Here is a 23,754-nt window from a genome sequence, read left to right as displayed (position 1 = left end):
GCGCGGCGATGCGTCTCGCCGATTTCGATATCGACCTGTTCCTGCGGGAGTATTGGCAGCGCAAGCCGCTGCTCATCCGCAATCCGTGGGCCGAGTGGGTTAATCCGCTGGAGCCCGATGATCTCGCCGGCCTGGCCTGCGAGGATGAGGTGGAATCGCGGCTGATCACCCAGGCCGGCACGGACTGGGCGGTGGAGCATGGCCCGCTGGACGAGACGCGCTTTGGCGACCTCGGCGAGGCGCCGTGGACCCTGCTGGTGCAGGCGGTCGATCATTATGTCGAAGAGGTGGCCACGCTGATGGCGCCCTTCCGCTTCATCCCCAATTGGCGGATGGACGATGTGATGGTGAGCTATGCCACGGACGGCGGGGGCGTCGGGCCGCATTTCGACCAGTATGACGTGTTCCTCATCCAGGGCGCGGGCAAAAGGCGCTGGCAGATCGGCGGGCTGTGCGACGAGTCGACCCCACTGCGCCCCCACGACGACCTGCGCCTGCTCGCGGACTTTTTGCCGAGCGAGGAATGGCTGCTGGAGCCGGGCGACATCCTGTATCTGCCGCCGGGTGTCTCTCATGATGGCGTGGCGGTCGGGCCGGATTGCATGACCTATTCCATCGGCTTTCGCGCACCCTCCCAGCGCGACCTGATCGAGGACTGGAGCGCGCATGTCGCCGACGGGCTGGCCGAGGATGATCGCTATGCCGACCCCGGCCTGTCGCGCCAGGCCAATCCTGGCGAAATAACGCCCGCGGCGCTGGCCCGGCTGCATGATCTGGCGACGCAGGCACTGGCGGATCGCGCCGGATTCGCGCGCTGGTTCGGGCAAGCGAGCAGCACGCCCAAATATCCGCAGGCAGACTGGCGGCCTGAAGCGCCGGTGCTGGCGGAGGACGTGCAGGAGGCGCTGGACGAGGGCTTGCCGGTGCGCCGCAATCCAGCCAGCCGCTTCGTGTTCGTCCGTGACTGGGCGGACGCGTTGACGCTGTTCGTCGATGGCGAGGCGTTCGCCTGCACGGGGGACGCGGCGCGCTTCGCCGAGCGGCTCTGCGCAGGGGATGACGTGCCGGTGGAGACCCCGGATGCGGCGGTGCTGGCGCTGATCGCGGCACTGGCCAGTCAGGGCAGCGTCACCCTCGATCCAGAGGATTAAGCGGACGATGGCGCGGCTCATCCTCTTCAATAAACCCTATGGCGTGTTGCCGCAGTTCACCGATGCACGCTCTCCGTCGCCGCGCCCAACGCTCTCGGCCTATATCGATGTACCGGGCGTCTATCCCGCCGGGCGGCTGGACCGGGACAGCGAGGGGCTGCTGCTGCTCACCGATGATGGCCGCTTGCAGGCGCGCATCTCCGATCCCCGCTACAAGACGCCCAAGACCTATCTGGTGCAGGTGGAAGGCGAGCCGGACGAGGCAGCGCTGGAGCGCTTGCGGCGTGGCGTGATGCTCAACGATGGCATGACCCGCCCCGCGCAGGCCGACCGCATCGCCCCGCCGGACCTCTGGGAGCGCGATCCCCCAATTCGCGTGCGCAAGAGCGTGCCCGATTGCTGGCTGCGCCTCACCATCAGCGAAGGCCGCAACCGCCAGGTGCGCCGCATGACCGCAGCGGTCGGCCACCCGACCCTGCGGCTGGTGCGCTGGCAAGTGGGGCAGTGGACGTTGGACGGCCTGGCGCCGGGGGCGTGGCGCGAGGTGGCGGTTTAGGCGCCGTCGCCGTCCGCGGGGGCATAAGCCGGGGTGATTTCAAAAGGCGTGCCGGTCTCCACCAGGGTTTTGAGACGCGACAGGGTTTCCGGCCAACCACCCCCGACCTGACGGCTCGTGGCACTATCCCCGCCAAAGTCATCGTGGATCAGGGTGATTTTGCAGGCCCCGCCGGGGATATCCTCAATGGTCCAAGTTACCCGTGATGGCTTGTCGGCAGCCACTTCCGCTGACCAGCGGGCGTGAAAGGTCATGACCAGACGCTTGGGCGGCTCGAGCGCGAGAAGCTCGCCGACGATCACTGGGCGGTCGTCCATCATGAAGGAAATCGCACCGCCGACACGCCATTCCGTCTGTGAGGTCATGTTAAAATGCTGGTAGAGTGGCGTCTTGGCGTCATCGGTCAGAATGTCCCACACCGCCTGTGCTGGCGCGCGCACATAGAGTTCGTAAACATGCCTTGGATCGGCCACGGCTGAGGTCCTTTCTGCCTGTGTCTTGAGATCAGCGAGCGCCCCCACAAAGGGTGCCGCGTAGCGGGATATCCAGCGATCCGCGACGAGGCGGATCGGCACGGGATTGAGATAGTGGCGCTTTTCCCGCCCGCTCTTGTGGCTTGTGACGAGCCCGGCCGCAGCAAGCAGCTTGAGTTGCTTCATCACGGCAAAGCGGGAGACGGGAAATCGGGCCTGCAATTCGCTCACGCTTTGCCCGTCGCGCTCAAACAACAAGTCAAGCAACGCGCGCCGATCAGGATGGGAAAGAGCATCGAAGACTGCGTCCATGGGCCTGATTGATAAGTGACCATATGGTCACATGTCAATCAGTCGGCGGGCAGTTGGATGGAAGCGGGCGTGGCGGCGGAGCCATGACGGACCTTTCCGCCCACCCCTCCTGCCGCTAAGAGGCGGCAATGGAGAGCCTGACCACCACCCCCATTGCCGATGCCGTTGACCGCGCGCGGTCGCATTCGCCGTTTCTGGCGCGGCAGATCGATGTTTATCCCGAACTGGTCGCGCTGCTGCTTGAGGGGCAGGCTGAGGCGGCGTGGGAGGCCGGGCGGGCGCTGGAGCCCGATGCGGCGGCGGATCGGCGTCTGCGGGTGCGGCGCAGTGCGCTGGCGCTGGTGGCGGCGATTGCCGATCTGGCCGGGCTCTGGGATCTGGATATCGTCACGCGGCGGCTCTCCGACTTTGCCGACGAAGCCATCGAAACGGCGCTGAATGCGGCGTTTGCCGAGCGCTATCCGGATGAGGCGCCGCGCGGCATCGCGGTGATTGCGCTGGGCAAGCATGGCAGCCGGGAGCTGAATTACAGTTCGGACATCGACCCGATCCTGATCTTCGATCCCGACACGATCCCGACGCGCGGCAAGGAAGAACCACAGGAGGCAGCGCTGCGGCTGGCGCGGCGGATGGTCGCGCTGCTTACCGAGCGGACCGGGGACGGCTATGTCTTCCGGGTCGACCTGCGGCTGCGCCCGTCGCCCGAGGTTTCGCCGATCATCCTGCCGGTCGAAGCGGCGATCAGCTATTATGAGAGCGCCGCGGTCGGTTGGGAGCAGGCCGCTTTCGTGCGCGCCCGCGCGGCGGCCGGCGACATCGCGCTGGGCGAGGAATTCCTCAGCACGATCCGGCCGTTCGTCTGGCGGCGCAGTCTGGATTTCGGTGCGATCCGGGCGATCAGCGATGTTTCGCGGCGTATCCGCGCGCACTACGCCAGTGGTCAGCGCTTCGGCCCCGGCTTCGACTTGAAGCGCGGGCGCGGCGGCATCCGCGAGGTGGAGTTCTTCGCGCAGGCGCACCAGCTCATTCAGGGCGGGCGCAATCCTGCGCTGCGGGCACCGGCCACGCGCGCGGCGCTGCGCGTGCTGGGCGAGGCGGGGTTGATCCAGCCTGACGAGCGCGCGCGGCTCGATGCGGCCTATGTGATGCTCCGCACGATCGAGCATCGCCTGCAGATGGTCGATGATCGCCAGACGCACATGCTGCCCGAAAGCCCGGCCGCGTTGGACAATGTCGCGCGGCTGGCCGGCTATGACGACGGCGCGGCACTGCTTGCGGCATTGCGGCCGCATGTCGAGGCGACCGGCCTCACTTTCGATGGGCTGGTCGGCGAGGATGAGGAAGGCGATGACCGCCTGCCCGATGAGCCGCGCGCACTGGCGCAGCGTCTGGAGGACATCGGCATCGAGGAGACCGAGCCGTTCGTCGCGCGCATCACCCGCTGGCGCGACGGCAGCCTGCGCCCGCTGCGCAGCGCCCCGGCGCGCGAGGCGCTGGAGGAGCTGCTGCCCGGCCTGATGCGCCAAATCGCCCGTGCGCCGGCGCCGCTGACTGCGCTCAACAAGCTGGATCAGGTGATCGAGGGCCTGCCGACGGCGGTCAATCTGCTGCGCCTGCTGGTCGCGCGTCCGGCACTGGCCGAGACGCTGGTGACGATCCTCTCCCATGCGCCCACGCTGGCCGATGCGCTGGGGCGCCGGGCGGCACTGTTCGATGGGCTGATCGACCAGAGCGCGCTCGATTTGCCGCCCGATGTGCCGACGCTCATCGAGACGATGCGCACGCATGATGCCGGCGACGACTTCCAGCACCGGCTCGATCATGTCCGCCATGTCGTGGGCGAGCGGCGCTTTGCGCTGGGGGTGCAGATCGTCAGTCGCGAGGTCGATCCACTTGAGGTTGGCCGGGGCTATGCGCGGGTGGCGGAGGCGGCGGTGGACGTGCTCGCCGCAGCCGCCGTGGCGGAGTTCGAGCAGACTCATGGCCGGGTGCCGGGCAGCGAGTTGGCCATCCTGGCGCTCGGGCGCTTTGGCGGCGGATTGCTCACCCACGCCTCCGATCTCGATCTGATCTTCCTGTTCAGCGGCGATTTCAACGCGGAATCGGACGGGCGCCGGCCCTTGGGCGCGACGCTCTATTATAACCGCCTCTCCCAGCGGGTGATCAACGCCCTCTCCGTGCCGACGGCCGCCGGAGCGCTCTATGAGGTCGACACGCGGCTGCGCCCCTCGGGCAATCAGGGCCCGCTGGCGGTCAGCTTCGAGAGCTTTGCGCGCTATCAGGCCGAGGCGGCGTGGACCTGGGAGCATCTGGCGCTTACCCGTGCCCGTCCGGTGTTCGGATCGCCCAGCGCCCGCGCCGCGCTGGACCAGATCGTCCGGGAGACGCTGATGGTGGAGCGCGACCCCGCGCAACTGCTCGCGCAGGCGGTGAAGATGCGGCGCGACATCGCCACCCACAAGCCGCCGGCCGGGCCACTCGACGTGAAGCTGATGTCGGGCGGCCTCGTCGATCTGGAATTCCTCATCCATGTAACCCAGCTCACCCATCGCACCGGCTTCTCGCCCAGCCTTAACATCGCGCTGGAGAGGCTGGTCGCCGCCGGGCTGCTGGATGGCGCGTTGCGCGAAGCGGCGGACCTGCTGACTCGCTATCTGGTCGTCGCTCGCCTCGTCGCGCCGCAATCGAGCGAGCCGGTGGAGGAAAGCCGCTGGCTGGTCGCACGGGCCTGCGGGGCCCGCGACTGGGGCGAGCTGCTTGCCCGAATCGATGCCGCGCGGCAGATCATCGCCATGAGCTGGAACGCGCTGGCCGGCCAGGCGGCGCCATCGGAAGGAACGACATGATGCTGAGCCAAGGCGATACCCTGCCCGACGTCACTCTCACCGGTGCGGACGAGGCGCCGATCCGGCTCGCGGATTTTCGTGGCAAGCCGCTGGTCGTCTATTTCTACCCCAAGGCCGATACGCCCGGCTGCACGACCGAGGCGATCGACTTCACCGGGCTGATCGATGCGTTCGGCGCGCTGGGCGTGCCGGTGATTGCGGTCTCCAAGGACGCGCCGGCCAAGCTCAAGCGCTTCGCCGACAAGCACAGCCTCGCCGTCACGCTGGCATCCGATGGCGATGGCAGCGTGTGCGAGGCCTTCGGCACCTGGGTTGAGAAGAGCCTTTATGGCCGCAAATATATGGGCATCGAGCGCGCGACCTTCCTGGCCGATGCGGAAGGCAAGATCGTGCGCGTGTGGCCCAAGGTGAAGGTGAAGGGCCATGCCGCCGAGGTTCTGGAGGCGGTGAAGGGGCTGGGGTGAGGGTTTGTGCCGCGGATTGCGCGGCAGATCGACCACTCTTCTCGCGTCACCCCGGGCTTGACCCGGGGTCCCGCTTCTTCAGACAAGCAGATCGAACCTGTCATTCCAGTCGGGATTATCACGTTCGATCAGCGCGAACTTCCATTCGCGTCGCCAGCGCTTGAGCCGTTTTTCGTGAGCGATGCATTGGGCGATGTCCTCGCCCGGCTCCGCCCACACCATTCGGGCTAATCCATAACGGGCGCAGAAGTCCGATCCTGTTCCGCTGCGATGCTGAAGAACGCGCGCGCCGAGATGAGCGGTCACGCCGACATACATCGTGCCGCGATAGCGATCTGCCATGATGTAGACCCAGCCACCCTGTCGCTCCCGATCCATGGACTTATGCGCTGAGAAGCGAGACCCCGGGTCAAGCCCGGGGTGACGGAGTTGAGGTGGCCACTTCCAAAATCCATCCCCATTGTTATCCCCAGGTTCCACAGGGCGCGTTTCCTCGGCTCTTGCGCCGCACCTCGGAAGAGAGGACAATGCCTCCCCCATGTCAGAAAACACGATCCGTCTTGCCCCGGTGCCCGATGTGCCCGGCTCTGAAGCCCGTATGCCGCGCAATGTGGAGGCGGAGGCTGCGCTGATCGGCGCGTTGATGATCGACAACCGGATCGTCGAGGACGTGCAGATGGAGCTGCGCGCCGAGCATTTCTTCGAGCCGCTGCACGGGCGCATCTATGAGGCGATCCTCAAGCTGGTCGATCGCAACATGGTCGCCAATCCGGTCACGCTGAAGCCGCTGCTGGAAAGCGATCCCGCGCTCAAGGAACTGGGCGGCCCGGCCTATCTTGCGCAGCTCACCGGCAGCGGCGCGGCGGTGATCGGCGCGCGCGATTTTGCCCGGCAGGTCTATGATCTGGCGCTGCTGCGCGAGCTGGTCGGTGTCGGGCGGGAGCTGGTCGACAAGGCGCTCGACACCTCCGATGCCATCGACCCTAAGGGGCAGATCGAGCAGGCGGAGCTGGCCCTCTATGCGGTGGCCGAGCAGGGTGGTGACACCGGCAGCATGAAGACCTTCGCGCAGGCGACGCGGCTTGCGGTCGGCATGGCGGAGAAGGCGCTCAATTCCGGGGGCCATGTCTCGGGCATCACCTCGGGCCTGGATGGCCTGAACAACCGCACCGGTGGCCTGCACCCGTCGGACCTCATCATCGTTGCCGGTCGGCCGGGCATGGGCAAAAGCTCGCTGGCGACCAACATCGCCTATAATGCCGCCAGCCGCTGGATGCGCGACATGGCCGATGGCATCCCGCCGGAAAAGTCGATTGGCGCGCCGGTTGCCATCTTCAACCTGGAAATGTCCGCCGATCAGCTGGCGACGCGTATTCTCGCCGAGCAGTCGGGCATCAGCGGCGAGAAGCTGCGCATGGGGCGGATCAACCATAGCGAGTTCCAGAACCTCGTCCGCGCCTCGCGCGAGTTGCAGGATCTGCCGCTGTTCATCGACGATACCGCTGGCCTCACCATCGCGGCGATGCGCACCCGCGCCCGCCGCCTCAAGCGCCGGCACAATATCGGCATGATCGTGGTCGACTATCTCCAGCTGCTGCAAGGCTCGGGCAAGGCCGGCGATAGCCGCGTCAACGAGATTTCCGAGATCAGCCGTGGTTTGAAGACGCTCGCCAAAGAGCTGATGGTGCCGGTGATCGCGCTCTCCCAGCTCAGCCGCGCGGTGGAAAGCCGCGAGGACAAGCGCCCGCAACTCTCGGACCTGCGCGAATCCGGCTCGATTGAGCAGGACGCCGACATGGTGTGGTTCCTCTATCGCGAGGACTATTACGAGATGAGCAAGGAGCCCAAGATCGAGGACGAGGGCGCTTATGCCGCCTGGCGCGAGAAGATGGACCGGATCACCGGCCATTCCGAGCTGATCGTCGCCAAGCAGCGCCACGGCGCCACCGGCAAGGTGCGGCTCTACTTCGATTCCAAGATCACGCGGTTCACCGATCTGGCGGACGATAGCTATGCCGGGGCGGATGATGGTTATGAGTGAGGTGAGGGGCTAGCCCCGAACCTTCAGGTGCCGCTCGTGTCGAGCGAAGTCGAGACACGGAGAGCGCTGTCCTTGGGTGTCTCGACTCCGCTCGACACGAACGGGGATGAGCGGCGGTTGTAGCTGATCTCGTGTTCCTGCGAAGGCAGGAACCCAGGGCGCAATCGACCGGCTTCTCCGCCCTGGGCTCCTGCCTTCGCAGGAGCACTTGGGGTGCGATGATGGTGCGGCGGACTTAAATAGCCTGGCCCGCCGCATGGGCGCTGGCCCACGCCCACTGGAAATTATAGCCGCCCAGCCACCCGGTGACATCCACCGCCTCCCCGATCACATAAAGCCCCGGCACGGCCTTGGCCTCCATTGTCTGCGAGGAAAGACCGGCCGTATCCACGCCGCCCGCCGTCACCTCCGCCTTGGCATAGCCCTCGCTGCCGTTTGGCATGAACGTCCAGTCCGCCAGACGCGCCTGCGCGGCGGCAAGAGCGCGGTCGGGCAGATTGCCGAGCTCCGCCTCCAGCGCAAGATCGGCTGCCAGCCGGTCCGCGAGGCGCTCCGCCAGCGCGGCGCGGAGCAGGCGGCGCAGGGTCGTGCGCGGGGCCTCCCGCTTGGCGGCAAGCAGCCAGTCGCGCGGATGATCGGGCAGAAAATCGATGCCAACGCCCTCGCCGTGGCGCCAGTAGGAGGAGATTTGCAGGATCGCCGGGCCGGAAAGCCCGCGATGCGTGAACAGTGCCGCCTCGCGAAAGCGCGTCTTGCCGGTGCGGGCAACGACATCGGCCGAGACGCCGGACAGCTCCCGGAACAGCGCATCGTCGCCGCTGAGGGTCAGCGGCACCAGCGCCGGGCGGGGCTGCACGACCTTGAGGCCGAACTGGCGGGCGAGATCATAGGCAAAGCCGGTCGCGCCCATCTTGGGAATGGACGGCCCGCCGGTGGCGATGACCAGCGCCGGCGCGGTCGCGATGCCACGCGGTGTGTTGACGTGGTACTGGCCATCGGCATGGGTGACCTCGCGGATGGGGCAGGCGCAGGCGATGTCGACCGCGCCCTTCGCGCATTCCTCCAGGAGCATGGCGACGATCTGCCGCGCGCTACCGTCGCAAAAGAGTTGCCCCAACGTTTTCTCGTGCCAGGCGATGCCGTAGCGCTCGACCAGCGCGAGGAAATCCTGCGCGGTGTAGCGGCTGAACGCCGACTTGGCGAAATGGCGATTGCTGGAGAGGTAGCGATCCGGCGCGGTGTGGAGATTGGTGAAGTTGCACCGCCCGCCACCGGAAATGAGGATTTTCTTGCCCGGCTCGTTGGCATGATCGAGCAGCAGCACCTTGCGTCCTCGCTGCCCGGCCACCGCCGCACACATCAACCCCGCTGCGCCGGCGCCCAGGATGATGGCGTCATAGGGGGTGGGGGAGGTGGGCATGGGGGCTTTCGGCTGGGGGTGAGGCGCAATGCCTACGCCGTGACGACCAGGTTTGGAAGCTTGACCGGCAAGTTACTCTCTCCCCTTGAGGGGAGAGATACGCAGGCTTGCCGATTTATCGGCTAGCCGGAGTAGAGAGGGGCGAGTTGCTGTGCCGAGTTTCCCCTCTCCCAACCCTCTCCCCTCAAGGGGAGAGGGCTATTTCAGTTAGCTGGACCCCGGGTCAAGCCCGGGGTGACGATAGATCAAGCGGCAATCCCGGACAGGCCCCGAGGCTTTCGACGCCGAGTTTCCCCCTCAAAACGCCGGCTGGTTGGCCGGGTCTTCGGGGTCCGCCAGCGGCGTCGAGCTGGTGTGGATGCCGCATTCCACCTTGTCCCAGCCGCGCCAGCGGCCGGCCCGCGGGTCTTCGCCCGGCATCACCTTGCTGGTGCAGGGTTCGCAGCCGATCGACAGATAGCCCTGTGCTTCCAGCGGATGGCGGGGCAGGTCGTGCGCGGTGAAATAGGCTTCCAGCGCCGCCTTGTCCCAATCGCCCAGCGGATTGATCTTCAGGCGCCCGTCCTCGATCTCGAAGCGCGGCAGGTTCTGGCGCGTCACGGACTGGAAGGCCTTGCGCCCGCTAATCCACGCATCGAGGCCTTGCTTGGCGCGCGCCAGCGGCTCGACCTTGCGGATTTCGCAGCAGCCATCGGGGTCGTAGGACCAGCGCAGGCCCTTGTCGTCCTTCGCCGCCAGCACGTCGGCCTTCGGCTCGACCACGCGGCTATCGGTGAAGCCGAGCGTGCGGATCAGCGTATCGCGATAGTCCAGCGTCTCGGGGAACATCTTGAGCGTATCGACGAAAATCACCGGCACGCTCTTGTCCGCCTGCGCGATGAGGTGAAGCAGCACCGCGCTTTCCGTGCCGAAGGAGGAGACGACGGCGACCGTGCCGAGCGCATCCTCGGCGAACAGCGTCTTGAGCATCGTGCCCGCATCCACGCCCGCGAAGCGCGCGTTGAGCGCGTCCGCATCCGCCTGCGTCCAGCGCGGGGCGGCGTCGATCCGGTCGATCTGGCGAGCGGCTTCAGCCATTGCTTGCTCCGTGGCGCTGCGCCCAGATCGGCGCGCGCGGATCGACGGTCTTCTGATAGACGCCGGGGAAGCGGTTGAGCGCTGCCTCGACCAGCGCAGGGTCGAGCGGCTTGTCCGGCCGGAAGCTGTCAAACCCGCAGCGAACCATATGGCTGATCTGATCGACCGCGACATCACCCACCGCGCGCAACTCGCCGGCATAGCCAGCCTCACGCAGGATGCGCGCCGCCGAATAGCCGCGTCCGTCACCGAATACGGGGAAGTTCACCTCCACCAGCGCCACGCGGTCCAGATGCGGCAGCAATTCGCGGGCGTCCTCGCCCGGCTCGATACGCACCGCGGCCGAATTGCTCTGGCCGGAAAAGGCCTCCAGCGTCACGGCGGGCAGTTCGGCTGCCTCGCCGCCTTCACGCAGGGACAGATATTCAAGCATAAAGTGCCTCCTTGAACGGGGCCATGCCGATCCGGCGGAAGGTGTCGACGAAGCGCTCGCCCTCCTGCCGGTTGGCGAGATAGACGTTGGTGGCCTTCTCGACCGCATCGACAATGCCGTTCTCGTCGAAACCAGGACCAGTAATCTGGCCAAGGCTGACATCGTCCGCGCCGGAACCGCCGAGCAGGAGCTGATAATTCTCCACACCCTTCCGGTCGACGCCGAGAATGCCGATATTGCCGGCATGGTGGTGACCGCAGGCGTTGATGCAGCCGCTGATCTTCAGCTTCAGCTCGCCCAGCTCCTTCTGCCGATCGAGATCGGAGAAACGCTGCGCGATCTTCTGCGCGACCGGGATTGAGCGCGCATTGGCAAGGCTGCAATAATCCAGGCCCGGGCAGGCGATGATGTCGCTGATGAGATCGAGATTGGCGGTGCCGAGATCGGCTTCTTCCAGCGCCTTCCACAGCGCATAGAGATCCGCCTTCTTGACATGCGCCAGCACGATGTTCTGGGCGTGGGTGACGCGCAGCTCATCGAAGCTGTACTTTTCGGCCAGGTCGGCCATCAGGTCGATCTGCGCGGAGGAGGCATCGCCCGGAATGCCGCCAATGGGCTTGAGGCTGATGTTGACGATGGCATAGCCCGGCACCTTGTGCGGCTTCACCTGCGTGCTCACCCAGGCCGCGAAATCCCGGTCGGAGAGGTCGATCTCGTCCGAGAGGCCGTTCTCATAGGCGGGGGGCGCGAAGTGATCGGCAATGCGCGCCAGTTCGGCCAGCGGCGGATCGAGCCCGAGCGTCTTCATGTGCGCGAACTCTTCCTCGACCTGGCGGGTATATTCCTCCCGGCCCATCTCGTGGACGAGGATCTTGATACGCGCCTTGTACTTGTTGTCGCGCCGGCCGTGGCGATTGTAGACCCGCAGGCACGCCTCCAGATAGGAGACGATCTCCGCGAAGGGCACGAAGTCGCGGATTTCCGGCGCAACCATCGGTGTGCGGCCCATGCCGCCGCCGACGAACACGCGGGCGCCGATCTCGTCATCCTTCTTCACCAGCTCGATGCCGATATCGTGCAGGCGCATGGCCGCGCGATCCTCTGCGCTCGCGATCACCGCGATCTTGAACTTGCGCGGCAGATAGGTGAACTCCGGGTGGAAGCTCGACCACTGGCGCAGCAACTCCGCGAGCGGGCGCGGATCGGCGACCTCGTCGGCGGAGACGCCGGCATATTGGTCGGACGAGATATTGCGGATGCAGTTGCCGCTGGTCTGGATGGCGTGCATCTCCACCGATGCGAGATCGGCCAGAATATCCGGCGCGTCCGCGAGCTTGATCCAGTTATACTGGATGTTCTGGCGGGTGGTGAAATGGCCGTAATCGCGGTCATATTTGCGCGCGATGTGGGCGAGCATGTGCATCTGCTTGCCCGACAGCGTGCCATAGGGAATGGCGACGCGCAGCATATAGGCGTGCAGCTGGAGATACAGGCCGTTCATCAGGCGGAGCGGGCGAAACTGCGCCTCGCTCAGCTGCCCGTCGAGGCGACGCTTGGTCTGGTCGCGGAATTCGGCAACGCGGGCATCCACCATCGCCTGGTCGTAAGTGTCATATTGGTACATGTCAGATCACCCAGTTGCCGGCATTGGGGTCGGCGGGTTTGAGGCTCAAGTCGAGGCGCACGGTCGGGCCGAGCGCGCGGATGCGCTCCTTGATGTGGGCGGGGCGGATATTGCCCTCACCATCCTGCTCGCCGTCGATCACATAGGCTTCGTTCACGCGACGCGCGGCGGCTTCGGCCTGGGCGATTTCCGCGCCCTTCTCGCCGACGTCCACGGCGTCGTTCACATGGATGGACCAGCCTTGGCCAGTCCACCAGATGACGTCGCCGGTGGCGAGATCATTGCCGGTCAGGATATTCATGTCGTCAGTGGCTCCCCGCACCTGTGCTGTGCTGAATGTGAAATGATCCAAGCGGCAGGCAATCGAGCGCATCGGCATGCCGCACGACCTCGCCCACCACGATCAGCGCCGGACTCGCGACCGCCTCGCGCGCCACAAGATCGCCGAGATCGGCGAGCAGGCTGCGCAGCACGCGCTGATCGGGGCGCGTCGCTTTCTCAATGACCGCGACCGGCGTCGAGGGCGAGAGCCCGTCGCGCATCAGCTTCTCGGCAATATCCTGGCTGGTCGCGAGGCCCATATAGATGACGAGCGTGCGTCCGGGCCCGGCAAGGCCAACCCAATTCTGCTCGGAAAGACCCTTGCACTGCCCCGCGACGAAGCTGACGATGCTGGCATCCTCGCGATGCGTGAGTGGCAGGCCGGCACTGGCGCCGCCGCCGACCGCCGCGCTGATGCCGGGCACGACCTCGCAGCGCACACCAGCCTCGCGGCAGGCCTCCAGCTCTTCGCCGCCACGGCCGAAAATGAAGGGATCGCCGCCCTTGAGGCGCACGACATCACGGCCCGAAAGCGCCTCGCCGACGAGCAGCGAATTGATCGCCTCCTGCTTCATCGAATGGCGCGAGCGTTGCTTGGCGACTGAGATCAGCTCCGCCTCCGGCGAAGCCAGAGCGAGGATGGCGGCATCGACCAGACCGTCATGCACGATCAGGCTCGCCCGGCCGATCAAACGGGCAGCACGCACCGTCAGCAGATCAGGATCGCCCGGACCTGCGCCAACGAGATAGACCGTGCCGGCCGTAAAGGACTCAGAGTGCGCCATGGGTGGTAGATGCGTTCGAGGACCCAAGCCCGCAACCGACGCTTGCTTTAGCAGGCCGAAGCGAAACTATTGTGGGGGCTTTGGGTGGCTTGGGCGAGGTGGTGGATGCTTCGTTATGACGGAGGGATGGAAATGAATGTGGGGAGGTCTGCTGTCTGCGAGTGGGTGGCGACTGGCTGTCGGGACGGGGCACTCACCTGTCATTCCCGCGAACGCGGGAATCCAGTAGCGAGCTCGCCATGAAGCGGAGCATCGAACCTTATGCCTATCTGCTGGCGTCGCGCCGCAATGGGACGCTCTATCTGGGCGTGACATCCGATTTGATGCAGCGCGTGGCTCAGCACCGTACTGAAACCTTCGGCGGCTTTTCGGCGGAACATGGAGTCAAGCTGTTGGTCTGGTTCGAGCAGCACGCGACGATGAAACATGCGATCCTACGCGAGAAGCAGATCAAGAAGTGTCGCAGAGCTTGGAAACTTGATCTGATCGAGCAAGCCAAATCCCGATTGGCCGGACCTTGCAGTCAGCCTCGGTTTTGCGCCGCTCGATTGACTGGATTCCCGCGTTCGCGGGAATGACGAAGATATCGCGTGAGCCGGCCGCATCCTCCAAATCGACCAACCGCCGCCATTGCCAATTCGCCCCCAAGCCCTAGATCGGCATCATGCCCCTTCATATGACCAAGATCGCCTTTCAGTCGGAGAGCGCCGCCACTTTGCGGGACTGGCTGGAGAGCCATGCACAGGCCGGAGAGGGTGGCGAGGCGCGGTTGACGACGCGCTATTTGCCCAAGCGGCATGAAGAGATGGCGGGCGGATCGCTCTATTGGGTGCTGGCGCATCAGATCGTCGGGCGCAGTCCGCTGCTCGGGTTCGAGGCGCGGTCGGACGGGCGGCAATGGATACGCCTTGCGCCGCGGCTTATCCCGGTGGTGCCGCGACCCAAGCGCGCCCATCAAGGCTGGCGCTATCTGGCTGACGAGGATGCGCCGCCGGACATGGGAGATGGCGAGGGCGGCGACATGCTGCCCGATCAGCTGGCGGCCGATCTCGGCCGGCTCGGGCTGATCTAGGCCCCCGCTGCTGCCCGCCCTCAGGGGAGCAGCAGGCTCGCATCGCCATAGCTGTAGAAGCGATAACCCTGCGCGATCGCGTGAGCATAGGCCGCCTGCATCCGCTCACGCCCCATCAGCGCGCTGACCAGCATGAACAATGTCGAGCGCGGCAGGTGAAAATTGGTCATCAGCCCGTCAATGGCGCGGAAGCGATAGCCGGGCGTGATGAAAATGCGCGTCTCATCCGCAAACGGCCGGATGATGCCATCTTCCCCGGTGGCGCTTTCGAGGAGGCGCAGGCTGGTCGTGCCGACCGCGATCAGCCGCCCGCCGTTAGCGCGGACCGCATTCAGCCGATCCGCCGTGGCCTGGTCGATCCGCCCCCATTCGGCATGCATGCGGTGTTCGTCGGTATCGTCGGCCTTGACCGGCAGGAAGGTGCCGGCGCCGACATGCAAGGTAAGCGTAGCCTGCCCGATACCGGCCTGGGCGAGCGCTGCGACGAGGCCGGGCGTGAAGTGCAGGGCTGCGGTAGGCGCCGCGACGGCACCCGGTTCCTGCGCGAACATCGTCTGATAGTCCTCGCGGTCCTGCTGGTCGGTGGGCCGCTTGCTGGCGATATAAGGGGGCAGGGGCATCTGGCCGGCGCGTTCCAGCAGCAGCTCTACCGGCTCGTCACCCAGGAAGCTGAGTGTCATGCCGCCATCGGCGTCCCGCTCGCCGGCTTGTGCCTCTACGCCTTGCGCGAAGGCGATGATGTCGCCGGGCCGCACTCGCTTGGCGTTGCGCACGAAGACCTGCCAGTCGCGCGGTCCCAGGCGCTTGTGCAACGTCACCCCGACCTTTGCCTCGCCGCGTTGCCCCTCCAGCTGGGCGGGGATGACGCGCGTATCGTTGAAGACAAGGCAGTCGCCGGCACGGAGCACGGTCGGCAGATCGCGCACGCCCATGTCGCGCAGGCCCCCGTCCTGGCCTTCGAGCACCAGCATTCGGGCCGCATCGCGGGGCGAGGCCGGACGCAGGGCAATCCGCTCGGGCGGCAGGTCGAAATCGAAAAGGTCAACGCGCATGGCTGGCGCCCTTAGCGCGTGGGCCGGGCATTGAACAGGTACCGGTCAGCGCGGTGCGGCTGGCCGGTAATCCCTCGCGCGTATCGGCGCGCTCAGCCTGCTGTGTCGCTGCCGGCGGGCGCGGCGGCCTGCTGATCGCTCTGGATATAGGCGCGCACGATGGTCGTCGGCTGGGCCGGCGGCTCGCCCTTGGCGATCTTGTCGACACCGGCCATGCCATCGATCACCCGGCCCACAACCGTATATTTGTGGTCCAGCTGCATGCGCGGCATCAGCATGATGAAGAACTGGCTGTTGGCGCTGTCATCGCTCTGCGCGCGCGCCATGGAGACGGTGCCGCGCATGTGCGGCAGCCAGCTGAACTCCTGCTTGAGGTCTGGCAGGGGCGATCCGCCGGTGCCGTCGCCCTTGGGGTCGCCGCCCTGCGCCATGAAGCCATCGATCACGCGGTGGAACTTGAGGCCGTTGTAGAAGCCCTCCCGCGTCAGCGTCTTGATCCGCTCGACATGGCCGGGGGCCACGTCCGGGCGGAGCAGGATGCGCACGGTGGCGCCGTCCGAGAGGGTCAGCACCCAGGTGTTTTCGGGCGTGACCGGCGTCATCGCGACGAGCGGCTTGTCCGTGGACTTCTCCGCGTCCTCGCGCAGGGCGTCGGCATCCTTTTGCGCGCGGGCCGCCATTTCGGCCTTCGCCAGGGCATCCTGCGCACCGCCGCCCGGCTGGGCCTGCGCGGAATTGGCGCTGGCCAGCATGAGGCCGCAGGCGGCGGCAAGCGCAATGCCGGAGCCAAACAGTCGGGTAACACGCATGTCGTCCATCCTCATTTCACGGCCGAACCGGGCCCGGCCGCCAACTAGCGTCGCATGGCTGAACCAATGATGACCCGTCAAGTCTCGTCTGCTCTGCCGACGTCGACGCTCATGCCGAGCCGGGCCATCACATCGGTGCGAACACCGGGCGAAACGAACTTGCCAATGTCGCCGCCCAGCCCTGCGATTTCCTTAACCAGACGCGAGGCAATGGGCTGCAGCGCTACGTCGGCCATTAGGAACACCGTCTCGATGCTGGCATCGAGATACTGGTTCATGCCTGCCATCTGATACTCATACTCAAAGTCCGCAACCGCGCGCAGGCCGCGCAGGATCAGCGAAGCCCCGACCGAGCGGGCATAATCGATCAGCAGCGAATCGAAGGGCCGCACGTCAATATCCGCATCGATTCCCGCACATTCCCGCCGGATCATCGCCAGCCGCTCGTCCAGCGTGAACAAAGGCGACTTGCTGGGATTGGTCGTCACGCCGATCACCAGCCTGTCGACCAGTTTCGATCCGCGCCGGATGATGTCCATATGGCCGAGCGTGATAGGGTCGAAGGTTCCCGGATAAAGGCCGATGCGGTGAACCATGTGCGCGTCCTTAATAGCTGCGGCTGATCGCGAAATCGGCAATGTCGCGCAGCAGATCGGCTTCCTCGCCAAAATCGCGCAGATGGTCCTTGGCCTGCGCCACCAGCAGGGATGCCTGCTGCCGGGCCTTCTCCACGCCCATCAATGAGGCGAAGGTTGCCTTGCCAGCAGCGGCGTCCTTGCCCACGGCCTTGCCGGTGACGGCGGCATCCCCTTCGATGTCCAGCAGATCGTCGGCGATCTGGAAGGCGAGGCCGACATCATGCGCATAGCCGCGCAGGCTCGTGCGTCGCTCCTCCGGAATCCGTGCGAAAATGGCGCCGGCTTCCAGGCAGAAGACAATGAGCGCGCCGGTCTTGAGCAATTGCAGTCGCGTGATGGCCGGAAGATCGAACGGCGTCGTTTCGGCGACAAGGTCCATCATCTGCCCGCCGGCCATGCCTGCCGGACCGCTGGCCTGGGCCAGGCTGGCGATCAGCTCGCAGCGCACGGCGGCATCAGCGTGCGTGCGCTCGTCCGCCAGCACCGCGAAGGCGAGATCGTGCAGGCAGTCGCCGGCGAGGATCGCCGTCGCCTCATCGAAGGCGCGATGGGCCGTCGGCTTGCCGCGCCGCATATCGTCATTGTCCATCGCGGGCAGATCGTCGTGGATCAGCGAATAGACGTGGATGCACTCGACGGCGAGGCCGGCGCGCACCGCGCTTTCCCAGCCAATGTTGAAGAGGTCGCAGCTTGCCTTCACCAGCAGCGGGCGCAGGCGCTTGCCCCCGCCGATGGCGCTATAGCGCATCGCTTCATAAAGCCGCGCGCGCTGGTCCTCCGGCACCGGCAGCAGCCGGTCGAACTGCACGTCGATCGCCTCGGCAATCTCCGTCAGGGCGGTTTCGAGCCGGGTTCCGGCGTCCTGGCGCATCAGCGGATCATTCACTGGGATAAGGGGCGGTCCGAGCGGCGGACCCATCGGCGCTCGCCGTGATCTGCTCGATCCGGGCCTGCGCGGCATCGAGCCGCTTCTGGCATTGCAGCCGCAGATCCTCGCCCTCGCGATAGAGGGTGATGGACTGGTCCAGCGGCACGTCGCCGCGCTCCAGTTGCTGGACAATCGCCTCCAGGCGCTTGAGCGCGTCCTCGAAGCTGAGGGTGCCGTTCTCGGTCTCGTCTGCCATGCCCATGCATTGACCCGGCTCCCCCACAGGGTCAAGCGTGCTCTCAGCGGTCCCCCGAAAAATGGCGTATTGTCACGCAAATCAAGTTGACCTCGCGGGAGCGAATCGCAATAGCCGCGGGGCTATGAAAACCCTCACATACCCCTCAATCGCGCTTTGCGCGGCCGCGCTCGCCTTGTCTGCGTGCAAGTCCGAGCCTGAAACCTTCAACACTGGCACGAATGACCCAATGGCTGCGGAACTGGCTAATGCCGGCAACGTCGCCCTGCCCCCCATGCTCCGTGCCAGCACCACCTATCGCTGCAAGGACAACAGCCTGATCTTCGTCGACTTCATGACGGACGATGTGACGGCGAACCTGCGCACCGAACGTGGCGGCCCGATCACCGGTCTCAAGGCACCGGAAGCCGGCCAGCCCTTCGTTTCCGCCGATGGCGCGACGAAGCTGGAAGGCGCCGGCGAGACGGTCACGTATAACGGTCAGGCCTGCAAGGCGGGCTGACCGGCTGATCTTGGTTCAACCGCACGGTCCGCCCTGGCGGGCCGATGCTCAAAGAATGGCCGACCCGAGAGGGTCGGCCTTTTTCGTTACGAGGGCCGATCGGGCGGTTGTGCCCGCCCGCTGGCGGCGATAAAGGCCGCTCATGTCGACCAGCACCACCCCAAGCGCCTCAGGCATCACCCCCGAAATCGTCGCCGAACACGGTTTCACTCCCGAGGAATATGAGCGCGTTGTCAACGCCATCGGCCGCGAGCCGAATATCACGGAGCTTGGCATCTTCTCGGTGATGTGGAGCGAGCACTGCTCGTACAAGTCCAGCCGCATCCACCTGAAGAAGTTGCCGACCGAGGCGCCCTGGGTGATCTGCGGCCCTGGCGAGAATGCCGGTGTCATCGACATTGGCGATGGGCAGGCGGCCATCTTCAAGATGGAGAGCCATAACCACCCGAGCTACATCGAGCCCTATCAGGGCGCGGCGACCGGCGTAGGCGGCATCCTGCGCGATGTGTTCACCATGGGCGCGCGCCCGATCGCGAACATGAACGCGCTGCGCTTCGGGCGGCCCGATCATCCGCGCATGAAGCACCTCATCTCCGGCGTGGTGCGTGGCATTGGCGGTTACGGCAATTGCGTGGGCGTGCCGACGGTCGGTGGCGAGACCAATTTCCATGCCGCTTATGATGGCAACATCCTCGTCAACGCGATGACGGTGGGCGTCGCTGAGACGGACAAGATCTTCTATTCCGCAGCCTCCGGCGTCGGCAATCCGATCGTCTATGTCGGCTCCAAGACCGGGCGCGACGGCATCCATGGCGCCACCATGGCCTCGGCCGATTTCGGCGAGGACTCCGAAGAGAAGCGCCCCACCGTTCAGGTCGGCGATCCGTTCACCGAGAAGCTGCTGATCGAGGCGTGCCTCGAACTCATGGCGTCTGACGCCATCGTCGCGATTCAGGACATGGGCGCGGCAGGCCTGACCAGCTCGTCGGTGGAAATGGCGTCCAAGGGCGGCGTCGGCATCCGGCTGGACATGGACAAGGTGCCGCAGCGCGAAACCGGCATGACCGCTTATGAGATGATGCTCTCGGAGAGCCAGGAGCGGATGCTCATGGTGCTCAAGCCCGGCAAGGAGGCCTTTGCCGAGGCGATCTTCCACAAATGGGAGCTGGATTTCGCGGTCATCGGCGAAGTGACCGATACGGGTCGGATGGTGCTGGTCCATCATGGCGAGACGGTGTGCGACATCCCGCTCGGCCCGCTGGCCGACGATGCCCCGCTCTATGATCGCCCGCATGTGCCGACCCCGCCGCTCGCGCCGCTCGCCAGCGCGCCGGATAGTAAGGACCCGGCAGCCGATCTGCTCGCGCTGATGGGCTCGCCTGATCTCGCATCGCGCCGCTGGATCTGGGAGCAATATGACCACATGGTCGGCGCCGACACCGCGCAGGCGCCCGGTGGTGACGCGGCCGTCGTGCGCGTGCACGGCACCAGGAAGGCGCTGGCGATGAGCACCGACTGCACGCCGCGCTATTGCTATGCCGATCCGGTGCAGGGCGGCCGCCAGGCGGTGGTCGAGACGTGGCGGAACATCACGGCAGTGGGCGGCCAGCCGCTCGCCATCACCAACTGCCTCAACTTCGCCAATCCGCAGCGGCCGGAGATCATGGGCCAGATCGTTGGCTGTCTCGAGGGCATGAGCGAGGCCTGCCGGGCGCTCGATTATCCCATCGTGTCGGGCAACGTCTCGCTCTACAATGAGTCGAAGGCGACGGGCGGCGGCAGCGCGATCCTGCCCACGCCGGCGATCGGCGGGGTCGGCCTGCTCCCGGATGTCGAGCGGATGTGCACCATCGCGTTCAAGGATGTCGGCGACATCATCTTTCTGGTCGGAGAGCGCACCGGATCGCTCGGCCAGTCACTCTGGCTGCGGCAGGTCCATGGGCTGGAAGGCCGTGATGCGGGACCGCCGCCGCCGGTCGATCTCGCCACCGAGCGCCGGACCGGCGATTTCGTGCGCGAGGCCATTCGCTGCGGCGCCATCACGGCCTGTCACGATGTGTCGGATGGCGGCGTCGCCGTCGCGGTGACGGAGATGGCGCTTGCCGGCGGCATCGGCGCGATCCTCGATCAGCCGCTGGCCGGCACGACGGCGGAAACCTATTTCGCCGAGGATCAGGGCCTGTATGTCGTGACGGTGCGCGATGCGGCGCTGGTCGAGATGCTCAGCCATGCCGAGGCGCGCGGCGTCACGGTCGCGCGGCTGGGTCGCACCATTGCCAATCGCATCATCTTCGAGCTGCCCGAGAGCGATCACTCGGTCGCGCTGGCCGATCTGCGCACCGCGCATGAAGGCTTCTTCCCGGCCCTGATGGACGCCTGACCGGCGCCCGTCGGTGCCGGCTCAGGGCACCATGCGGCCGGGTCAGGGCACCATGCGGAAAGTGTATTCGTAGCCGCTCTGCGGGGCGCCGGTGATGCCTACAATCTTGACGGTGTAGGTCGTGTTGGCCTGCAGGCCCGTCACGCGCCACTCGATGTTGTTCGGCACCCCATATCCGTCATTGTCATACTTCACGTTGGTGACAGGCAGGCTCGTGCCACCGCTGCTGACCGTGATGATGGCGCCGCTAAAGCCGACGTTTCCGTTGGCGCCATAGGCCCCGGTCTTGTTGGCGAGCACGGTGAATGAGAGAATGTCGCTCGCGCCGAAGTAACGCTGCGGATAATTGCCCTGCGGATAGGCGATGAAATCGGGCAAGCTGCTCGGGGCTGGTGCCGCGACGCTGGTGCTGAAACCAAAGACCTTCATCGTCGCGCCATCTGCGCGTTCGCCCGAAGGCAGCTGATAAACCGACCGCCCGTAGGCGATCTGACCGAGGAACGGGTTCAGGATCCAGCGACGGTGGCCGATCGAGAGGCTATTGCGCTCCGTCATCCACCCCGCCAGCAGATCGTCTTCGGTCCGCCATGGCAATGACCCCCATCCGCCGATGAGATTGCCCGAGCCGGCGGCGTCGCGACCTGCGGTCGTGTAGCATGTCCATGTGGGTGGGGGATTGTGGTCCAGCGTCCTGTTCGCGGCCATCATGAGCGAGGAATCGTCGACGCCCTGATTGGCAGACGCAGCGTAAACGACGGCGGGAAGCCCATGCAGGGCGCGCACCGCGTTCACCTTGGCCAGCATGTCCATCCGCACGCTGGTCTTGAGCACGCCGGTGTTGCACGAGGCGACATTCGGTTGCGTATCGTAGAGCGCGGCCGCCGCCGCCGTCCAACTTGTCGGCGTTGGGGTGGGGGTCGGCGTCGGCGTAGGACTTGGCGTGGGTGTGGGCGCCGGGGTCGGCGCTGGCGTGGGGGTTGGTGTCGGCGCGACCGTGATCGGCGTCGATCCGCTGCCGCCACCGCCACTGTCACTGCCACCGCAGCCGGCCAGCGAAAGGGCCAGCAGGCTTGAGGCGAGGCCCATCCATATCCGCTGTCCGCGCGGCACGTCCGACCTGTTGAGGATTTCTGCAGCCCGCATCTTGTCCGTCCGTTCCCAGCTTTGCCACGGCTTTTGGCACCGTGTCGTTCTGGCGCAGGCTAGGCGCGGAACTATGGCAAAACTCTAAACGGGGCTGCGGTTCGTCGGGCGGCAGAAACGCTGCATCGCTTTCAGTCGCGGCGCAGAATATATTCCTCGTCGCGGTGGTCACCAACGTGGAACAGATAATCGCCGACCTTGTGGAAGCCGGCGGCCGCGTAGACTGCCTGCGCCCGGTCATTGCCGGACCAGACGCCCAGCCAGCTTGGCCCCGGATAGCGCTCTGCAAGCCAATCCAGCGCGCTTTTCAGCAAGGCGCCTCCCAACCCGTACCCTTGATGGCCGCGACGGACGTAGAGTTGATAGAGTTCGCCGGAGTGCGCGCTGACCTCCGGGTGCGGCAGCTTACTCGGCCCGGCATGGGCGTAGGCGACCAGCTCTCCAGACGCGGTGGCGCACACCCAGCTGGCGTGGGTCGGGTCTGCCAGTTCGCGGGCGACGGCCTGCGTGCCATAGGCTTCAATTTCGAACCGGGCGAGGTCATCGGGCGGATAGGGGACCGCGAAGTCCTCCAGAAAGGTCTCGCGAAAGCAGGTAAGCTTCAGCCTCGCCAGGGCTTCGGCATCCTCGGCTACTGCCCTGCGCAGGGTCGGTCGATCAGTCATGCCACAGCCTGCCATAGATGATGTGGTAGTTTGAAGCCCCGCCATCCGCATCGAACCGCGCCATCACGCGGCGGAGCGAAGTGGGCGCAAGGCGGCGATAGCCGGGCTGCGGCACCCGCGCGCCGATGGCGTGGAAATGCCGGGCCAGCGCCAGCCCGCCAGGCGCGTGCAGCGGAACCAGCTCCTCGGCAAGATCGCACTGGCCCAAAGCCTGCGCCATCGCGGCCACCTCATCGCGGCTCGGATAGTCGCGTAAGCCGCAGACCAGCCCTTCGCGCGCATGGGCCGCGCGCCAGTCACTGAAGCTCTCGGCGCCCATCGTGGCGAAGCATAGGCTCCCGCCCGGCGCCAAAAGGCCGTGCAGGCGGGCGAGGGCCGCCGGCAAATCCTCGAACCACTGGAAGGCGAGGCTGGAGAGAATGAGGTCGAAGCGCTCGGTGCCCAGATCCGGGCGTTCTCCATCCATCAGCAGCAGCCGCGCCGGGCTGCCGGCCTCACGCATCGCCGCGATCATGCCGGGCGCGATGTCGGTGGCGGTGATCTTCGCATCCGGCCAGCGCTCCACAATCAGCCGCGTCAGCAGGCCGGTGCCGCAGCCGATCTCCAGCACGGTTGCCGGATCGCGCGCACCGGTATCGGTGCCGCCCGTCGCAAAATCGAGCAGGCGCATGGCGACATGGCGGTGCACGCCGGCATCGCCCTCATAGCGGGGCGCCGCCGCGCCGAATGCGGCGCCGATGCGTGTCTTGCAGTCGCTGACCATCGCTGCGCGAATGCACCAGCTTGGGGTGGACGTCACGCCAAAAGGCGATAGAGCAACGACCAATCGAACAAGGCGCCGGCCCGCTCAAGCGCCCGGCCCGCAA

The 23,754-nt window shown here is 66.1% G+C and carries 25 protein-coding genes; 9 read left to right on the top strand and 16 right to left on the bottom strand.

The window, feature by feature from the left end; translation table 11 throughout:
- The first annotated feature begins 8 nt into the window (after positions 1 to 8).
- Together M2343_RS10180 and M2343_RS10175 are read left to right on the top strand one after the other, a co-directional pair.
- On the top strand, positions 9 to 1,151 hold the full coding sequence (locus M2343_RS10180) for a cupin domain-containing protein (RefSeq protein ID WP_264576551.1): 1,143 nt from the start codon (positions 9 to 11) through the stop codon (positions 1,149 to 1,151).
- A 7-nt stretch (positions 1,152 to 1,158) separates the two neighbouring features.
- Positions 1,159 to 1,707 (top strand): pseudouridine synthase, encoded by a 549-nt coding sequence (locus M2343_RS10175; protein WP_264576550.1) that lies wholly within the window; start codon positions 1,159 to 1,161, stop codon positions 1,705 to 1,707.
- On the opposite strand, the gene M2343_RS10170 is transcribed toward M2343_RS10175, so the two are convergent.
- Positions 1,704 to 2,492, bottom strand: a complete 789-nt coding sequence (locus M2343_RS10170; protein WP_264576549.1) for an ArsR/SmtB family transcription factor — start codon at positions 2,490 to 2,492, stop codon at positions 1,704 to 1,706. The genes M2343_RS10175 and M2343_RS10170 overlap by 4 nt on opposite strands.
- Before the next feature lie 128 nt (positions 2,493 to 2,620).
- Between M2343_RS10170 and M2343_RS10165 the strand changes: the two genes are divergently transcribed.
- Both M2343_RS10165 and bcp read left to right on the top strand, forming a co-directional pair.
- Positions 2,621 to 5,338: a bifunctional [glutamine synthetase] adenylyltransferase/[glutamine synthetase]-adenylyl-L-tyrosine phosphorylase gene (locus tag M2343_RS10165; protein WP_264576548.1), complete on the top strand. Its 2,718-nt coding sequence runs from the start codon at positions 2,621 to 2,623 to the stop codon at positions 5,336 to 5,338.
- Positions 5,338 to 5,802, top strand: a complete 465-nt coding sequence (bcp, locus tag M2343_RS10160; RefSeq protein ID WP_264577539.1) for a thioredoxin-dependent thiol peroxidase — start codon at positions 5,338 to 5,340, stop codon at positions 5,800 to 5,802. Before M2343_RS10165 ends, bcp begins: the two co-directional genes overlap by 1 nt.
- Before the next feature lie 78 nt (positions 5,803 to 5,880).
- Here the strand turns inward: bcp and M2343_RS10155 are convergent, their stop codons facing one another.
- A complete protein-coding gene (locus M2343_RS10155) occupies positions 5,881 to 6,180 on the bottom strand; it encodes a GIY-YIG nuclease family protein (RefSeq protein WP_264576547.1) in 300 nt (99 codons plus the stop codon).
- Between the two features lie 160 nt (positions 6,181 to 6,340).
- Here M2343_RS10155 and M2343_RS10150 point away from each other — a divergent pair, with 160 nt between their 5' ends.
- Positions 6,341 to 7,843, top strand: coding sequence for a replicative DNA helicase (locus tag M2343_RS10150; protein ID WP_264576546.1), 1,503 nt, complete (start codon positions 6,341 to 6,343; stop codon positions 7,841 to 7,843).
- A 235-nt stretch (positions 7,844 to 8,078) separates the two neighbouring features.
- Here M2343_RS10150 and M2343_RS10145 read toward each other — a convergent pair whose 3' ends face one another.
- From M2343_RS10145 to cobA, 6 genes are all read right to left on the bottom strand, one after another.
- The gene (locus M2343_RS10145; RefSeq protein WP_264576545.1) at positions 8,079 to 9,263 is read right to left on the bottom strand and encodes an NAD(P)/FAD-dependent oxidoreductase; all 1,185 of its coding nucleotides are present in this window, start codon (positions 9,261 to 9,263) and stop codon (positions 8,079 to 8,081) included.
- 297 nt (positions 9,264 to 9,560) lie between these two features.
- Positions 9,561 to 10,340, bottom strand: a complete 780-nt coding sequence (locus tag M2343_RS10140; RefSeq protein WP_264574460.1) for a phosphoadenylyl-sulfate reductase — start codon at positions 10,338 to 10,340, stop codon at positions 9,561 to 9,563.
- Positions 10,333 to 10,773 (bottom strand): DUF934 domain-containing protein, encoded by a 441-nt coding sequence (locus M2343_RS10135; RefSeq protein WP_264576544.1) that lies wholly within the window; start codon positions 10,771 to 10,773, stop codon positions 10,333 to 10,335. The genes M2343_RS10140 and M2343_RS10135 overlap by 8 nt, the downstream gene beginning before the upstream one ends.
- Entirely contained in the window at positions 10,766 to 12,397 is a 1,632-nt protein-coding gene (locus M2343_RS10130; RefSeq protein WP_264576543.1) for a nitrite/sulfite reductase, read from the bottom strand. Before M2343_RS10130 ends, M2343_RS10135 begins: the two co-directional genes overlap by 8 nt.
- 1 nt (position 12,398) lies before the next feature.
- Positions 12,399 to 12,698 (bottom strand): DUF2849 domain-containing protein, encoded by a 300-nt coding sequence (locus tag M2343_RS10125; RefSeq protein WP_181558725.1) that lies wholly within the window; start codon positions 12,696 to 12,698, stop codon positions 12,399 to 12,401.
- A 4-nt stretch (positions 12,699 to 12,702) separates the two neighbouring features.
- Complete coding sequence (gene cobA, locus M2343_RS10120; protein ID WP_264576542.1) at positions 12,703 to 13,503, bottom strand: uroporphyrinogen-III C-methyltransferase; 801 nt, start codon at positions 13,501 to 13,503, stop codon at positions 12,703 to 12,705.
- A 239-nt stretch (positions 13,504 to 13,742) separates the two neighbouring features.
- On the opposite strand from cobA, the gene M2343_RS10115 reads away from it, so the two are divergent.
- Both M2343_RS10115 and M2343_RS10110 read left to right on the top strand, forming a co-directional pair.
- Entirely contained in the window at positions 13,743 to 14,081 is a 339-nt protein-coding gene (locus tag M2343_RS10115) for a GIY-YIG nuclease family protein (protein ID WP_319799402.1), read from the top strand.
- A gap of 86 nt (positions 14,082 to 14,167) precedes the next feature.
- Positions 14,168 to 14,575 carry a DUF1489 family protein gene (locus M2343_RS10110; protein WP_264576541.1) on the top strand — a complete coding sequence of 136 codons (408 nt, stop codon included), beginning with the start codon at positions 14,168 to 14,170 and terminating at the stop codon, positions 14,573 to 14,575.
- A gap of 20 nt (positions 14,576 to 14,595) precedes the next feature.
- Here the strand turns inward: M2343_RS10110 and queA are convergent, their stop codons facing one another.
- From queA to M2343_RS10085, 5 genes are all read right to left on the bottom strand, one after another.
- Positions 14,596 to 15,627, bottom strand: coding sequence for a tRNA preQ1(34) S-adenosylmethionine ribosyltransferase-isomerase QueA (queA, locus tag M2343_RS10105; protein WP_264576540.1), 1,032 nt, complete (start codon positions 15,625 to 15,627; stop codon positions 14,596 to 14,598).
- Between the two features lie 92 nt (positions 15,628 to 15,719).
- Positions 15,720 to 16,436 carry a peptidylprolyl isomerase gene (locus M2343_RS10100; protein WP_264576539.1) on the bottom strand — a complete coding sequence of 239 codons (717 nt, stop codon included), beginning with the start codon at positions 16,434 to 16,436 and terminating at the stop codon, positions 15,720 to 15,722.
- A 77-nt stretch (positions 16,437 to 16,513) separates the two neighbouring features.
- Positions 16,514 to 17,032, bottom strand: coding sequence for a pantetheine-phosphate adenylyltransferase (gene coaD, locus M2343_RS10095; protein WP_181558730.1), 519 nt, complete (start codon positions 17,030 to 17,032; stop codon positions 16,514 to 16,516).
- Positions 17,033 to 17,042: 10 nt separating this feature from the next.
- Positions 17,043 to 17,945 carry a polyprenyl synthetase family protein gene (locus M2343_RS10090; RefSeq protein WP_264576538.1) on the bottom strand — a complete coding sequence of 301 codons (903 nt, stop codon included), beginning with the start codon at positions 17,943 to 17,945 and terminating at the stop codon, positions 17,043 to 17,045.
- A 7-nt stretch (positions 17,946 to 17,952) separates the two neighbouring features.
- Positions 17,953 to 18,198 (bottom strand): exodeoxyribonuclease VII small subunit, encoded by a 246-nt coding sequence (locus tag M2343_RS10085; RefSeq protein ID WP_264576537.1) that lies wholly within the window; start codon positions 18,196 to 18,198, stop codon positions 17,953 to 17,955.
- Positions 18,199 to 18,322: 124 nt separating this feature from the next.
- On the opposite strand from M2343_RS10085, the gene M2343_RS10080 reads away from it, so the two are divergent.
- Positions 18,323 to 18,700 carry a hypothetical protein gene (locus M2343_RS10080; RefSeq protein WP_181558733.1) on the top strand — a complete coding sequence of 126 codons (378 nt, stop codon included), beginning with the start codon at positions 18,323 to 18,325 and terminating at the stop codon, positions 18,698 to 18,700.
- A 142-nt stretch (positions 18,701 to 18,842) separates the two neighbouring features.
- Positions 18,843 to 21,080, top strand: coding sequence for a phosphoribosylformylglycinamidine synthase subunit PurL (gene purL / locus M2343_RS10075; RefSeq protein ID WP_181558734.1), 2,238 nt, complete (start codon positions 18,843 to 18,845; stop codon positions 21,078 to 21,080).
- Positions 21,081 to 21,122: 42 nt separating this feature from the next.
- Here the strand turns inward: purL and M2343_RS10070 are convergent, their stop codons facing one another.
- From M2343_RS10070 to M2343_RS10060, 3 genes are all read right to left on the bottom strand, one after another.
- Complete coding sequence (locus M2343_RS10070; RefSeq protein WP_264576536.1) at positions 21,123 to 22,223, bottom strand: CAP domain-containing protein; 1,101 nt, start codon at positions 22,221 to 22,223, stop codon at positions 21,123 to 21,125.
- Between the two features lie 131 nt (positions 22,224 to 22,354).
- Positions 22,355 to 22,888: a GNAT family N-acetyltransferase gene (locus M2343_RS10065; protein ID WP_264576535.1), complete on the bottom strand. Its 534-nt coding sequence runs from the start codon at positions 22,886 to 22,888 to the stop codon at positions 22,355 to 22,357.
- Positions 22,881 to 23,687 carry a methyltransferase domain-containing protein gene (locus M2343_RS10060; RefSeq protein ID WP_264576534.1) on the bottom strand — a complete coding sequence of 269 codons (807 nt, stop codon included), beginning with the start codon at positions 23,685 to 23,687 and terminating at the stop codon, positions 22,881 to 22,883. Before M2343_RS10060 ends, M2343_RS10065 begins: the two co-directional genes overlap by 8 nt.
- Positions 23,688 to 23,754 lie beyond the last annotated feature (67 nt).

It is taken from the genome of Sphingobium sp. B8D3B, assembly GCF_025961875.1.
In the GTDB taxonomy this organism is placed as follows: Bacteria; Pseudomonadota; Alphaproteobacteria; order Sphingomonadales; family Sphingomonadaceae; genus Sphingobium.
The sequence above is the reverse complement of the archived record's forward strand: the minus strand, read 5'-3'. Positions and strand labels throughout refer to the sequence as shown.